This window comes from Thiomicrorhabdus chilensis DSM 12352, from assembly GCF_000483485.1.
Lineage (GTDB): Bacteria > Pseudomonadota > Gammaproteobacteria > Thiomicrospirales > Thiomicrospiraceae > Thiomicrorhabdus > Thiomicrorhabdus chilensis.
In genome coordinates this window covers 2,260,584-2,273,929 of record NZ_KI519609.1, presented here as the reverse complement: position 1 = coordinate 2,273,929, position 13,346 = coordinate 2,260,584, and the positions used below count along the sequence as shown (strand labels likewise).

The following is a 13,346-nucleotide window of genomic DNA, read 5'->3' as shown; positions in this document are numbered from 1 at the left end:
AGGCGGAGAAAAGCCTGTTTTGAAAATCGGCAGGCCTGTCTGTTTGGCAGGCGTTTACGCCAAACAGGCGGGGCTAGATTCACTGATGATCCGCACGGAAATTGGATCAGTCAGTTGTCAGATGAGGCGGAAGAGGGAGCTTAGGGTATCGTGCAGCATTTGCGGAGTTTGCTGAAACGCCTCGATTTCGTGCATCGGGGCGTTGAGGATGCTGAACAGCGCCTGGAATTCCGGCAAATCTTCGGGTGCACATTGTAAAGTGCCGCAAATCCCGATGGTTGGGATCTTGTGTTTGAGTCCCATTTCCGCGATGCGCATTGGCAGTTTGCCATAGCGGGTTTGCAGATCCATGCGCCCCTCGCCGGTTATGATCCAGTCGATAGATTGGCTTTCGAGTAAAGTATCCAGTTGCAGGGTTTGGTTCAGAATCTCAAATCCTGGGCTGACCTGGGCGTTAAGCAGGCCAATGAATCCCGCTGCCATGCCGCCTGCCGCACCGGATCCCGGAATTTCGGCTACTTCCTTTCCGGTTTTGGCGGTTATGGCCTGCGCCCAGTTTTTGAGTCCGTTTTCCAATATGTCGAAGTTCTGTGGCGTCACCCCTTTTTGCGGACCGAACACTGCGGTCGCTCCATGTTCTCCCAGTAACGGGTTGGTGACGTCGCACGCCAGCTGCCATTCCACCTCCAGCAAGTGGGCGGGGATGTCACCGATTTGAGCCAGATTGCGCAAGCCCTGACCTCCTAAATTGATCTCTTTTCCTTGGGCGTTGAGAAGCGGGATTCCCAAGGCTTGCAAGGCGCCCGCACCGCCATCATTGGTGGCCGAGCCGCCCAGCCCCAGTACGATTTTTTTGGCGCCCAGTTCAAGCGCCGCCTGAATGATTTGTCCGGTGCCATAGGTGTGGGTCTGTAAAGGGTTGCGTTCTTCCGGGCGAATCCCGGGCAGGCCTGAGGCCTGCGCCATTTCAATCATGGCGGTTTTGGTATGTTCTTGCCAAGCGAACTGGGCTTTGGTTTTGCGTCCCAGGGCATTGGATGTCCATAACGTCTGTTTTTCAGCCAGACCGGCAAATACGAAGCTGTCCACAAACCCTTCACCACCGTCCGACATGGGGCGGGAAATCACCTGCGCCTGCGGATGGTGAGACTGAATCACCCGAGTGGCAATGTCGCAAAACTCAATGGCGCTGAGCGAACCTTTAAAGCTGTCGGGCGCGAGCAATACGCAAAGTGGTCTGTTCATGGCAAAATCCTTGGCAAAGTTGATTTCTGAAATCGGATAGGCGCATCGTTGCGGCGGGATGGGGAGTCGTTATTGTTAAGGCTCGGCATGGCTCCGGATAGGAAGCCAGTCTTTGCTCAACGACACTTTCTACCTTACCAAAAGGCGTAAGGAAAATACAGTGTAAAACCAGCAGGCCTGTCTATATCGGCGCGACCGTCCGGACGAGTGGGGGCGACTCGTCCAGCAGGTTTGCTTTTGCCGAATTCAGTCTTTCCATTTAATTGAGCAGCCCATGCTGGGAATTTGCTCCAAAGGTCCTTGACCGCTCTGCGCAATTTGTTTCATCGCTTCCAGCAGGTCACGGCGCACACCTTCGGGGGCGGTTTCCTTGCGGGATTCGTCGAGGCGGCCGCGGTATTGCAAGTTTAAATCGGCGTTGTAACCAAAGAAGTCTGGGGTGCACACGGCACCGTAGGCTTTGGCCGTTTCTTGGGTTTCATCCAGCACATAAGGGAAAGGAAAGCCCCATTCGTCGGAAATTTTCTTCATATTTTCAAAGGAGTCCTCGGCATATTCGTTCGGGTCGTTGGACATGATGGCGATGCTGTTGATGCCGAACTCATCGCGCAAAATGCGGGTGTCCTCCACTAGCCGTTGATGAATTGCTTTAACGTATGGACAGTGATTGCAGATGAACATCACCAGCAGGCCGTTTTGCCCTTTGGCTTTTTCGAGTGTCCAGTTCTGGCCGTCGACGCCTGGCAGATTGAAGTCGATGGCCGGCTGGTTAAATTCGCAAATGGGAGTGGTTAAACTGACCATGGTTTTCTCCTTGTCAATGATCGATGGGTATTCGGGTTGCAGGCCAGTATGCGTCAAGCGGTGAGAGGATGCAAGGCAGTTGCAAACGCTTCATGGAGAGACTAGAATCATTATTCTATGTGTAGTGAGCGCTACATTTTTTATTAACATTTGAATAACAATAATAAGAGCCAGAAATGGATAGGGTGGAGGATGCGTTGCGTATGCGATTAAAAAAAATTAAAACCGGTTTAAGCAGAGGCTTGGGTGGGCTTTGTGCCTTGTTGTTAGGGATGCAGACGGCCGTTGCCGCCAAAACAGAAGGGTATCAGGACCCGTTTGTGGCGGGGATGCAGCATTATGCCAAAGAGAGCCAGTTAACTTCGGTGGCCGCTTACGCCGAGGAAGTGCAGCAGCGTGTCCGGAATGAAGGCTATATTGGACCGGAGTTGCCGATTCCGCCGTTGGAAAAGGCGGCAGAGGGTGTTTATACCATTACCGGTGCTTTGATGTGGGCCACCAAAGAGAATTTTGGTCTTAACAACAATATCAGTTTTGTGGAGTTCGAGGATGGGATCATGGTGTATAACGCCGGACCGAATCCGGTGGTAGCCTACAGCGCCCATAAGCAGATTAAACGTATAACCGATAAGCCTGTGAAATGGGTGGTGATCGAGAATAACCAGGGACACGCCAATTTAGGTGCAAGTTATTGGTGGGACGTGGGTGTACGCCATATTTATTCGCAGGAATTTGCGACCAAGGATTTTAATAAGGCGTTTGACAGAGGAGTTGAACGCGGGGTGCTGCGTGGCGATGAAGCTCTCTATGCACCGGCACGGAATATGACGGCGAAATACACCACATTTAAAGATCGGGCTGAGATTGATGTTGGCGGAGGCGAAACGGTGGAGCTGCGCTATTTTGGCGAAGCGCATACTCGAGGATCAACGGTGGCTTTTGTGCCTTCGAAAAAACTGCTGTTTACCGGTGATCTGGGGTATGCCGATCGGATGATTGCGGTTTTCCCATACACCAATACGCATGACTGGATGGGAGCCTTTGAACGGATGCGCGCCTATGCCGGAGAGGATGCGTTGGTGATTCCGGGACACGGCGGCCCGTCAACCATGGCGAAAGTGGCTGAGGATACATACGAATATCTGAAGTATATGCGTGATGAGTCGCTTGAATTGATTCGTGCAGGCAAAGGGGTGGATGAGGCGCTAAAAATTGATCAGAGCCAGTTTGCGTGGCGTCCTGTGTATGCACAGACCTATAAAGGCAATGCGCGTAAAATATTCAATGACGTTTTACGCCATTTGCCGGCAGAAGAAAAAGACGACAACTGATTGTCTGCCTGCATTTTAAGCAGGCCTGTCCATTTTTCAATAGGGCGTTAACAGGTCTTTAAAATAAAAAACCGGAGTCTCGTTGTTGAGGTTTCCGGTTTTTTTGTGCCTTGTATCCAGTTATGTGGATACAGGGTGTTTACGTTGATTAGGTTTTGGTCGTGTGCCGATTGGTTGGTCGTGCGGCGTTGGCTACACAGGTGTTGTCAGAGATGGGGTTTTCCAGAGTGAGCAATTTGCTGGGTGGAATGAACGCTTGGCAGTCGGCGGGTTATCCGGTGTTTAAGCCTTCTGATGAAGGCATGGTTGTGACGCTCAAGGAACCTTGCCGTATTGATTGAGTTTTTATGAAGCGTTAAAAGCAGCACATTTAAAACAAATCCCTCGGTTTACTGGAAGCTTGGAAAGTCAGTGTTGTGGAATGCTTTTAATAAAGGGTAGACGTAAAACATTATCCTGGGTGGAGGTTGTTGAATCTTTATCAATAAAAAAGCCCTGCAATGCAGGGCTTGAATAGCGATTGAATTGAATGAAGGGGATTTTAGTCGTCCTCTTCTTCGATCTCAACCTGAATGGCCACGCCATCGATGTCGTATTCAACTTTGACTAGGGTTTCGCCGACAACCGCGCTGGCAAGGAACCCGGTCATATCGTTGAGGTCACCAAAATCGGTGTTGTCGTTTACCGTAAATTCAATATTGAGAATTTTGATGACGTCTTGCGTTTCGTTAGTGCCTTGATAGATTCCTTGGAGTTCATTATCGTCACCGGAGGCATCTTCGACATCCACTTCCAAAGCGAACAGGGTGTTGGCGTCGATTTGATAACCATCGATCTCCACAAACTGCCCAATGCTCAGCTCACTGGTGCCGTCTTCAAAATCGAACTTGGTTTCATAGCCGATTTGCACTTCGATGCTTTGGCCGCCAACAGTGACGCTGAAGCTGCCGTCGTCATTCACTTGATCAATGACGGCATCGATTTCAACTTCGCCATCGCGCAGTTCGATTTCGTCGGCTACCAACACGCCATTGGCATAGGTACCCTCGACCTCGATCCACACATTATTACCCAAGGTGACGTAGTCAGAGAGAGTGACATTGCTGGCGTCTACGCTGATACCGTTGACCGTGAAATCGCCGTTGCTGACAAAGTCGGAAATGAAGCCTTCAATGTCCATCTCGTCGTTCTCATCGTAGCTGTCGTTGTTTACCGCTTCGATTTCGGAGGCGACGAGTATGCCCGTATCGAGTGTGCCTTCCACTTTGACCCATAAGCCTTCAACCAAGATGAGATTGTCATCCAGTTCTGCCGTGTTGTGGTTGACCGTTTGGCCATTGATTTCGAAAGTGGTCGCAGTTAAATTGGTGATTTTCCCTTGAAGCTTGATGTCATCAAGGCTGTTTTCTCGGTCGATGTAAGTGGCGTTTAACATGCCGTTGGCATCAAAGAATCCGCTGACCTCGACGGTGTTGCCATCTGTGAGATTGTCAAAACTGAAGCCCTGGTTGTCTTTGTCGTCAAATTCGGTGCGACGACGGTCGACCTTGACGCTGATACCGAGAATATCGAAGGTTTTGATGTCGGGGTTTGCCGCATCCACAGTCAGATTGGAAACCGGCCCTTGCAATTCGTCATCAAACACGATTCGTGATGCGGTACCGGTTTGACCGTCGGCGTTCACGGTCCCTTCCACTCTTACCACCATGCCGATGGCGAGTTCATTCTGGGTTGCGCTGATCCCTTCGACATCAAATTCGGTGCTGTCGGTTTCGTATTTGACGCCGTTGACGTAGACGCTGCCGAATCCGGTTACGGTTCCGGTTGAGGTGTAACCTGATCCTCCAATTCCGGCGATGTCGCCTGTTCCACTTCCACCGCCGCAAGCGGCCAGGGTTAGGGTGATGGCGCTTGCCAGTGCGCTGAGTTTGAATTTATTGTTCATTGCTGTTTCCTTCCGTTTCGGGTTGGTAGTAATAGATTCCAAGACTCACATATTGAGCCTCTTTGGGGTCATCGGTTTCGTGTTCGCTGAGCCATTGGTCGAGCTCTTCCAGTAAGGTTTGAGCCTGATCTTCACAGCGCTGCTTGAAAAGCTGCAACGATTTGCGGTCAAGTTTATGGGTCGAAACCTTACGCTGAAAACGTTTTTCATGGCTTTCGGTTGTCATGTTGTGACTAATGGTCTCAATGAGTTCGGCGGTGTCGGTTCCCAAAATCAGTGCGATTTCCGAGGAGTCGTTGCCGGGCACATAGGCCTGTTTGAGGAGCTTGACCGTTTGCCCGTCAAGTTTGGCGGTGTTGGAATTCAGTAAGAGGTCAAGCATCGCTTTGGCGGTGATGTCTCCACTGAAGTGTTTGACCAAGTCAGCAAAGCTGGCAGCTGAATTCTCAGAATCGCCATTGAGGGTCAGCGGCATAGGCTGGCCCTGTTCATCAAGAAAATCAGGATGGTTGGTCCAGCCGCTGATGACCCGTGTGGCGCGATTGTATTTCTGATCGTTTTGTCCAGGATCGATTTCAATGAGCTCCCTGAGGCGCTTGACCTCTTTGCGTGACAGCCCGGTTTGGGCGGATACGCTGGAAACCGTGGTTTTGGTGTTGTTGAGTTCCCCCATACGGAAAGCTTCATCCACATAAGCTTTGCGAACCAAAGCTTCGAAGTTGCCGCAGGAGACGCCGTTGCGAATCATGGTTCTGGCTAGCGGGCGCAGAATCATCAAGGCGGTTTGGTTGAGAGTGTCTAATAATGTCTTGTTCATGTTTTGGGATTATATTCCCAAAAAATAAAGAGTCAAATCTTTTTTGCTGATTTACGCATTTGAATTTTGCAGGTTATGAGCGATGAAAAGGTAAAGAAGCAATGTAACGTAAAAAGGGGGAGTTTGCCGTTTTTGACAAGCTGGAGCCTGTAAAGACAGGCCTGTCGGTTTTTAAGGGACGAAAAAAAACCTCGCAACGCGAGGTTTTTTTGAACTGGAACGAACTTATTTGGCGGCTGAATACAGCTCGGATACTTTATCCCAGTTAACCACGTCCCACCAAGCTTGCATGTAAGCCGGGCGTAGGTTTTGGTAGCGTAGGTAGTAAGCGTGTTCCCAAACGTCCAAACCTAGGATGGGTGTTCCTTTCACTTCGGCTACATCCATTAATGGGTTGTCCTGGTTAGGTGTTGAAGAGATTTCAAGTTTGCCATCCGCAGAGACCGTCAACCAAGCCCAGCCAGAACCGAAACGGGTGGCACCGGCGGTGTTGAACTTCTCTTTCATGGCATCGAAGCTGCCGAAAGTGGCACTGATGTCGTCGGCCAAAGCACCGCTTGGTGCCCCCATGCTATCGCCAGTCATCACTTCCCAGAAGAATGAGTGGTTCCAGTGTCCGCCACCATTGTTGCGCACAGCCGGAGAGATGGAACCTGCGTTCGCAATCAATTCTTCCAAAGACTTGTCTTCGTTTTCGGTGCCGGCAATGGCGTTGTTCAGGTTGGTGATGTAGGTGTTGTGGTGTTTGGTGTGGTGAATTTCCATGGTGCGGGCATCAATGGAGACTTCAAGCGCATTGTAATCGTACGGTAGGTCAGGAAGGGTAAAAGCCATGTTTATTTCCTTTTGTATGTAAATGGTAATTTAATTGTCGTCTCCGATATTGTAGTCAACCCAGTGACTTTGTAAATAGTTGAGTTGTTTTATCGGGTATTATCCAGGGCAGATGCTCAATGAGGGCTTTGTGCAGAAAAGCCCTCAACCTTAGCAGATGTTGTCAAGATGTTCCGGAGGCGGAGCCATGTCGCCGAATTTTTCCACTTCATTGGGTGGCATTTGCATATAGTAGCCCTTTTTCTGCAACGCTTCGATGACGGTTTGACTGTCTTCTCGCGCCAGTTTGCGCTCGGGACTCAACTCGAAGTCGAGGACGTGGGCCGGTTCGCCAAACATAACCAGCAGTTCGTCCGGCAGCTTTTCCAATCCATCGTCTTGGGGAACATAAAGGTAAAGTTCGGCCTTTTTAGGGCTTTTGAAGACGGATACAGTGATAGTTGTCATAGGTCTCTCGTGAATGTTAAGGCAATGATTTGCGCGTATTGTAACAAAAAACCAAAGTGTAAAAGCTTGACCTTAAATGGGGGATTACTTATCCTTGTACGGTTTTGAATTAAAGAATTGGATTTGGGCATGATGTTAGGAAACAAGGTCACTGTCTTTAGCGGGACAGGCTATATCGGTCGTGAAGTGGTCAATGCTTTGTCAAAAGCCGGGTATGAAACGACGGTTTGTGTGCGTCGTCCGGAGCGTTACCGAGATTTTGCGCTGTTTGCCAATACCCGGCTGGCTTCACTGACTTCCTACGACGAAACGTCGCAGTTGGAAGCGGCCCTCAAGGATGCGGACATTGTCATCAATCTGACCGCCGATCGTTTGAACGGCACGGAAATGGTCGCTCTGGACGATCTGGTTGAAGTTAATCAGAAAATCAAGCAGGCCTGTGAGCACGCTGGAGTGCAGCGTGTATTGAGTCTTTCTCAGGTTGGTGCGACCGCCAGTCAGGAAGCGGATGAATATCTGTACAGATTGGGTGAGGCCGATGCCTTGATGCATGGTATCGCGCGTGCCGATGTGACCATTTTCAAGGCGGGTTTGATCATTGGTGAACATGACGATACCACTCAGCGCTATGTCAAGCAGTTGAATCGTTTTGACCTTTTGATGCTGGCGCATGGTGACACCGTGGTGCAGCCGATTTGGGTGCGCGATTTGGCACAAGCCATGGTGCAGTCGATCAAGCAGGCCGATACCTTTGGCAAGAAGATTGAAGTGGTTGGCGAAGAGCGCCTGACGCTGAAAGAGCTGGGTGAGCTGGTGGTTGAGTTGATGCAAAAGGACGCGGTAGTATTTCCTATGTGCAGCTTGAATGCCAAATTCATGGCCGCTTTGGGGGTGTTGACGCCGGTTCGCTCGATTTCAAAATCGCAAATCATGATGCTGAAACAGGATCTAATCGCGGATACGGACTTCGCGACGCAGTTTGGCTTTGCACCAAGCAGTTTAGAGTGGGTGGTTTCCAATTATGCCGCGCCACATCATATTCGCGAGCGTTATAACTTTTATCGAAAAGAAGCCAAACGCAGCGCCGACGAGTTGGTGTAGCGTTTCGTTTAGGGTGTGCTACGCTCAAGTTAAAAAAAGCCGTCTTTAATGACGGCTTTTTTGTTGGTCTTGGGATAAAGTAAAGTATTGAAAAGGCGTTTTGATGATGAAAGGTGAAATTGTGCAGGGGCAGGCTTATCTTGTTGGGGGGGCGGTACGTGACGCCCTGTTGGGCATTGAAGTTTATGATCGCGATTGGGTGGTGGTCGGTTCTAGACCCGAGGCGATGCTTCAAGCCGGTTTTGAGCAAGTTGGCAAAGACTTTCCGGTGTTTCTGCATCCCAAGACAAAAGAAGAATATGCGCTGGCACGAACCGAGCGAAAATCCGGGATCGGCTATCACGGTTTTGAGGTCAGTGCCTCGGCCGATGTGACCCTGGAAGAGGATTTGTTACGCCGTGACTTGACCATCAATGCCATGGCGCAAACTCCGCAAGGGGCTTTGATTGACCCCTATGGCGGACAAGACGATTTGCAGAAGAGGATTCTGCGCCATGTGTCCCCGGCTTTTTCGGAAGATCCTTTAAGGGTGCTTAGGGTGGCGCGGTTTGCCGCCAAGCTGCAGGCGTTTGATTTTAAGTTGCATGCCGATACCCGAGACTTGATGCAACATATGGTGCAAAGCGGAGAATTGGCCGCCTTAACGCCGGAACGCGTCTGGCAGGAGGTGGTTAAGGCGTTGAATACCCAAAAACCCAGTGTGTTTTTTATGGTTTTGCGTGAAGTGGGGGCTCTGAAGGTTCTGTTTCCCGAATTGGATCGCCTGTTTGTGGTGACTCAGCCGCCTAAGCATCACCCGGAAGGCGATGTAGGAACCCATACGATGATGGTGCTGGATGCCGCCGCGTGCTTGAGTGACGATCTTGAAGTGCGTTTTGCCGCTTTAATGCATGATTTGGGTAAAGGCTTGACTCCCGAGGAGTTCTGGCCAAAGCATCATGGCCATGAAGCCGCAGGTGTACCGGTGGTGGCCGCATTATGTCGGCGTTACCGTGTGCCTAAAAAAACTCAGCAGCTGGCCGAAAAGGTCACCGAATGGCATGGTTTGATTCATAAGGGATTAGACTCTGGCGGTAAACCGGCGCTCAAGCCCAAGACCTATTTGAAAGTCATCCAGGCCTGCCAGGTTTTGAAGAAACCGGAAAATTTTGAACGCATTTTGCTGGCCTGCGAAGCGGATGCCAAAGGCCGTACCGGATTTGAAACGGTGGCTTATCCGCAGGCTAAGTTTTGGATGGCCTTGGCAGAGGCTGCGACTCAAGTAGATAACCGTGCGATTCTGGCACAAGGTCATCAAGGTGCCGAGATTGCCGAAGCGATTGAACGTCAGAGATTGCAGTTGATTGGTCAATTTTTGGAAGCCTATTCGCTTAAGAATCATTGAAAATAGAAAATGTGTGACCGCATTGCAATTTCAAGAACTCTAGCTTTTGGCGGCGGCTCAAGAAATGAGCAGGCCTGGTTAAGGCCTGTTTTGGCAGGCAGGGAGGAGACACCCTCTCGGTAGATATTAATTGTCAGAAGGCATTGAATAGGCCAATAAAAAAGGGTGAGATCACCCTTTCCTTTTTAGTATCTCTGTTTTAAGGTCTGTATCGGTGAGTTACGTCCTTCTCACCAGGCTTAACAGATACAGCAAAATCACCGCGCCGATCGTCGCCATAATGATGGCACCTATTAAACCGCCTGTTGTGATGCCGAGTAAGCCAAATACAAATCCACCCAATACCGCCCCCACAATTCCGACAATAATATTGCCTGCGAGACCAAATCCTCTTCCTTTCATGATGTTGCCGGCAAGCCATCCGGCCAGTGCGCCTATGGCTAAAAATACGATCAAGCTAGTAATTTCCATGTTGCCTCCAGTGTTATTTTTTAACGAAAAGGTATAAACCCACCACAAAACTGACTGCGCCAGTGATGTAGAGCGTCATCACCTTATCGGTATCCGCACCTGTTACGGCTTCTGTTATTTGAGAACCGATAGAGTCGGATAGTTGATACCCCCATAGCGCAAGTCCAGCGCCTATGACGATCAGGATAATGCCGATTATTTTCATTGAACCTCCAGAAGCCATTGCCATATTTAAATTCCTCTGTTAAAAAAATGGTTTAGTGAGACAGCTCATCCGCAACTTGGCTTGCAAAATGTGCTCATCCACCTTTTGGTTTTATATTTTTGAATGGTAAAGACATCCCCATTGTTAGGTCTTGCTCAAACTGCACCGCAGTAGGGTTTGTGTTTTAAAGTACTTAGCTATTTAGCTAACTTACCACCTTAACACCAATTGTGTAAATGTATTTCAAAGACGAGTCTATGAGGATTCGCTTAATAAGAGCGTTATGGATTGGTAGCGTTCTTTTGCCGCTTGACGATCTTCGTCTCCCGGAAGCGCACTGATTCCGCTGACGATCATATTGGCGTGCCTTAAAAGCGCATTACCGTCTTCTGGTCGCTGAACCGATCTCGCGATTTCAGCAAGGGTTTCAAGTAAACGGATGGTCACGGCTGCGCTGGAGCGGCTATATTGTCGAATCTGGTTGAACGCCGCATCGGTGATGTCCGGAAAGGTGAAAACGGGGGTAATGATTCGGAGTTGATCCTGATTGTCATGTCGATAAGGAGATGGCATTTCTTGTTGTGCCAAGCGGCATAATGCTGACCCCAGACGATCTACGCAAGTCATCGCAGTGAAGGGGTCGTTGATTCCGGGAGAGAGTGCTCGTACCGCGATTTCGACAAGTTGATTGACTGCAAACTCAATATCCTGACCTGACGTACGCTGGTTGCCCAAGGCGAATGCGGCATTGACGCGCTCAATCATCTGTTCGGTTACCTTGTGCCCTGGCCAGATCCGTGCCAGTGGACGCGAGGCAATGATATAGTGGCCAGGACGTTTTATAAGTTCGATGACCAGATTTTCTTGAACGGCTAAAGCCATTAAGGCTTCTCCATCAACGAATTGCAAATAACCATCCTGAGCCGAATCGATAGGTTGCGCCTCTCGGCTACACCGGTCGAGGAAGTCAGTATCGGGTGGTTTGATCGGAGTCCGGGGCCCTGCCTGCCCTATGTTTCCGGGAAACAGCTCTCCCAGTTCTGCAATTAACTCATTGCCGACTCGTGCCACAATTTCATTGGCTTGGATGGAAACCGATACGTGATGAATGAAAAAGATTAAGACTCCCACGCTCACTACCGCGAGCAGCACGCCGACGGAGACGGATAGGTGAGGGACGAAAACAAGCTCTTCAGTGTGGCGAATGGTGCGGAGCACAAGAAGGCAGTATAGAAAAGTTGCGACGAAGGTGCCGAGTACGACTTGGGTGGTGGTATCGCGCATGAAACTACGCAGTAAGCGGGGACCGAGCTGAGACGAGGCAAGTGACAGAGCGACAAGGGTCATCGAGAAAACGACTCCGGCGATGGTGATCATTGAACCGGCGATGGCGCCCAGCAGGGCGCTGGCTCCTTCCGCGCCACCATTAAACGTGACTCCCCAGTTCTGCGTTATCCAATCCGTCGCTATCGTATCCAGAGCGACAGTGGCAAAGGCCAAGAGTATTGTTCCGCTGGCCATGAGTGCTGGAAGAAACCAAAAGCTGGAGTGGACTCGATCCCATGTCTTGAAAACCTGTACCCTCATCGGAGCGCTCCCTAAGTGATTCATGCGACTTGCTTGGACTGCAGCTTCAGTGAGCAAGGTAAAGCCGGATCGAAGAGACCCTTTCATTCAAAACGAATGCATAGTGTCGACTGGTTTTCCGGGTTCTGTTTAGCGTTAAACTTCATAATCTATTCAAAACATAATAATACTGTAAGCAAAACTAAACCAGACGTTTTACTTTGATGGCAGTACATTTTACTGAGGTGGTCTGGTTAAGCGAAAGGGGTAGGGCGAGTTGGGTAGGTGTGTGTGGCCAAAAAATAATTGCGACAGTTGGTTCGTGATGCCTGCGATTTTTTTGAGTTTTTTGGCAAAGGAGCCGACAGTTTAATATTATTCGCTGAAGGCATTAGCTGATCTTAGATCGTGTATATGAGTGGTACTTCTATAATAAAAAGCGGCTAAAGAGAATTCTTTGAGCCGCTTTTGGGAGTTGGTTAAACGGTTATTGTGCCGCTTGTTTAAAACTGAAGGCACCGCGGATTTCACCTTTGTGGTATCCGGTGGCTTTGTCATCTGGGTAAAGTTCCAGTATTTTGGCGGTGACGTTGGCGGGAACCGCAGTTCCGTGACAGGTCAGGCAGACATCACCGGTTGGAATGGCTTTCATGTAACGATAGGTGTCTTGACCATCCACTTTGACGATTTCGAATTTTTCCAGTTTGGTCACGTCTTTTCCGGCTGCCGCCTGGGCATCAAACCATTGCAGGGTTTGGGTTTCCCAGCTGTCGGCTGAAGCGGTAGTGGCGCGAGGCTTAAGGCTTACTCGGTTGACGTTCCAGCCGGTGCTTTTTGTGAGCTTGTCGGCTATTTCCGGAGAGATTTCATAACAGGTGCCTACGGCATGAACCGGTCCGCCTGATTTCATGGCTTTACCCAGTTCGGGTTTCAGTGAGCCTAGAAATTGTTTGGCAACCTGGCGCGCTTCAAGCTGTTTTTCAGGCAGCGTGTCTTGAGCCATGGCGTTAAAAGTGAAGGCAGTCAGTGCCGTTATTAAGATGAGCTTTTTCATGGTGTTTCCTTTGTTTATTGAGTGGATATGTTTATTATTTGGTTTTTGGGTTGAGTAAATGTTTGATGTCCCTATAACTTTATTTTATGAATAGAAATATAACAATTTGAACTGTTTTTAACAACATCAAAATAAGTGTGGA

Annotated in this window: 14 protein-coding genes; 4 read left to right on the top strand and 10 right to left on the bottom strand. The window is 49.6% G+C overall.

What is annotated here, in order from left to right; genetic code table 11:
- Positions 1-117 precede the first annotated feature (117 nt).
- The gene (locus B076_RS0110835) at positions 118-1,245 is read right to left on the bottom strand and encodes a glycerate kinase (protein WP_028487337.1); all 1,128 of its coding nucleotides are present in this window, start codon (positions 1,243-1,245) and stop codon (positions 118-120) included.
- 246 nt (positions 1,246-1,491) lie between these two features.
- The gene (locus B076_RS0110830; RefSeq protein WP_028487336.1) at positions 1,492-2,049 is read right to left on the bottom strand and encodes a thioredoxin family protein; all 558 of its coding nucleotides are present in this window, start codon (positions 2,047-2,049) and stop codon (positions 1,492-1,494) included.
- Between the two features lie 176 nt (positions 2,050-2,225).
- Between B076_RS0110830 and B076_RS12765 the strand changes: the two genes are divergently transcribed.
- The gene (locus tag B076_RS12765; protein ID WP_051347310.1) at positions 2,226-3,380 is read left to right on the top strand and encodes an MBL fold metallo-hydrolase; all 1,155 of its coding nucleotides are present in this window, start codon (positions 2,226-2,228) and stop codon (positions 3,378-3,380) included.
- A 161-nt stretch (positions 3,381-3,541) separates the two neighbouring features.
- Complete coding sequence (locus tag B076_RS0110820) at positions 3,542-3,721, top strand: rhodanese-like domain-containing protein (RefSeq protein ID WP_028487335.1); 180 nt, start codon at positions 3,542-3,544, stop codon at positions 3,719-3,721.
- Positions 3,722-3,921: 200 nt separating this feature from the next.
- Here the strand turns inward: B076_RS0110820 and B076_RS0110815 are convergent, their stop codons facing one another.
- From B076_RS0110815 to B076_RS0110800, 4 genes are all read right to left on the bottom strand, one after another.
- Positions 3,922-5,325 (bottom strand): DUF5666 domain-containing protein, encoded by a 1,404-nt coding sequence (locus tag B076_RS0110815; protein WP_028487334.1) that lies wholly within the window; start codon positions 5,323-5,325, stop codon positions 3,922-3,924.
- Complete coding sequence (locus B076_RS0110810) at positions 5,315-6,142, bottom strand: DUF6502 family protein (protein WP_028487333.1); 828 nt, start codon at positions 6,140-6,142, stop codon at positions 5,315-5,317. The genes B076_RS0110815 and B076_RS0110810 overlap by 11 nt, the downstream gene beginning before the upstream one ends.
- A 225-nt stretch (positions 6,143-6,367) precedes the next feature.
- Positions 6,368-6,976: a superoxide dismutase gene (locus tag B076_RS0110805; protein ID WP_028487332.1), complete on the bottom strand. Its 609-nt coding sequence runs from the start codon at positions 6,974-6,976 to the stop codon at positions 6,368-6,370.
- Between the two features lie 150 nt (positions 6,977-7,126).
- On the bottom strand, positions 7,127-7,423 hold the full coding sequence (locus tag B076_RS0110800; RefSeq protein WP_028487331.1) for a YcgL domain-containing protein: 297 nt from the start codon (positions 7,421-7,423) through the stop codon (positions 7,127-7,129).
- A 129-nt stretch (positions 7,424-7,552) separates the two neighbouring features.
- On the opposite strand from B076_RS0110800, the gene B076_RS0110795 reads away from it, so the two are divergent.
- Complete coding sequence (locus tag B076_RS0110795; RefSeq protein ID WP_245566354.1) at positions 7,553-8,524, top strand: NAD(P)H-binding protein; 972 nt, start codon at positions 7,553-7,555, stop codon at positions 8,522-8,524.
- Positions 8,525-8,627: 103 nt separating this feature from the next.
- Entirely contained in the window at positions 8,628-9,908 is a 1,281-nt protein-coding gene (locus tag B076_RS0110790) for a multifunctional CCA addition/repair protein (RefSeq protein WP_028487329.1), read from the top strand.
- 219 nt (positions 9,909-10,127) lie between these two features.
- Here B076_RS0110790 and B076_RS0110785 read toward each other — a convergent pair whose 3' ends face one another.
- From B076_RS0110785 to B076_RS0110770, 4 genes are all read right to left on the bottom strand, one after another.
- A complete protein-coding gene (locus tag B076_RS0110785; RefSeq protein WP_028487328.1) occupies positions 10,128-10,379 on the bottom strand; it encodes a GlsB/YeaQ/YmgE family stress response membrane protein in 252 nt (83 codons plus the stop codon).
- 13 nt (positions 10,380-10,392) lie between these two features.
- Complete coding sequence (locus B076_RS0110780) at positions 10,393-10,608, bottom strand: DUF3185 family protein (protein WP_028487327.1); 216 nt, start codon at positions 10,606-10,608, stop codon at positions 10,393-10,395.
- A gap of 231 nt (positions 10,609-10,839) precedes the next feature.
- Positions 10,840-12,171 (bottom strand): DUF2254 domain-containing protein, encoded by a 1,332-nt coding sequence (locus B076_RS0110775; protein WP_028487326.1) that lies wholly within the window; start codon positions 12,169-12,171, stop codon positions 10,840-10,842.
- Positions 12,172-12,637: 466 nt separating this feature from the next.
- Positions 12,638-13,204: a Tll0287-like domain-containing protein gene (locus B076_RS0110770; protein WP_038150543.1), complete on the bottom strand. Its 567-nt coding sequence runs from the start codon at positions 13,202-13,204 to the stop codon at positions 12,638-12,640.
- Positions 13,205-13,346: the final 142 nt, after the last annotated feature.

Excerpts from the sequence above, each read along its gene's own strand:
- B076_RS0110835 (WP_028487337.1), bottom strand. The coding sequence starts at position 1,245 with ATGAACAGACCACTTTGCGTATTGCTCGCGCCCGACAGCTTTAAAGGT.
- B076_RS0110830 (WP_028487336.1), bottom strand. The coding sequence starts at position 2,049 with ATGGTCAGTTTAACCACTCCCATTTGCGAATTTAACCAGCCGGCCATC.
- B076_RS12765 (WP_051347310.1), top strand. The coding sequence starts at position 2,226 with ATGGATAGGGTGGAGGATGCGTTGCGTATGCGATTAAAAAAAATTAAA.
- B076_RS0110815 (WP_028487334.1), bottom strand. The coding sequence starts at position 5,325 with ATGAACAATAAATTCAAACTCAGCGCACTGGCAAGCGCCATCACCCTA.
- B076_RS0110810 (WP_028487333.1), bottom strand. The coding sequence starts at position 6,142 with ATGAACAAGACATTATTAGACACTCTCAACCAAACCGCCTTGATGATT.
- B076_RS0110805 (WP_028487332.1), bottom strand. The coding sequence starts at position 6,976 with ATGGCTTTTACCCTTCCTGACCTACCGTACGATTACAATGCGCTTGAA.
- B076_RS0110800 (WP_028487331.1), bottom strand. The coding sequence starts at position 7,423 with ATGACAACTATCACTGTATCCGTCTTCAAAAGCCCTAAAAAGGCCGAA.
- B076_RS0110795 (WP_245566354.1), top strand. The coding sequence starts at position 7,553 with ATGATGTTAGGAAACAAGGTCACTGTCTTTAGCGGGACAGGCTATATC.
- B076_RS0110790 (WP_028487329.1), top strand. The coding sequence starts at position 8,628 with ATGATGAAAGGTGAAATTGTGCAGGGGCAGGCTTATCTTGTTGGGGGG.
- B076_RS0110785 (WP_028487328.1), bottom strand. The coding sequence starts at position 10,379 with ATGGAAATTACTAGCTTGATCGTATTTTTAGCCATAGGCGCACTGGCC.
- B076_RS0110780 (WP_028487327.1), bottom strand. The coding sequence starts at position 10,608 with ATGGCAATGGCTTCTGGAGGTTCAATGAAAATAATCGGCATTATCCTG.
- B076_RS0110775 (WP_028487326.1), bottom strand. The coding sequence starts at position 12,171 with ATGAGGGTACAGGTTTTCAAGACATGGGATCGAGTCCACTCCAGCTTT.
- B076_RS0110770 (WP_038150543.1), bottom strand. The coding sequence starts at position 13,204 with ATGAAAAAGCTCATCTTAATAACGGCACTGACTGCCTTCACTTTTAAC.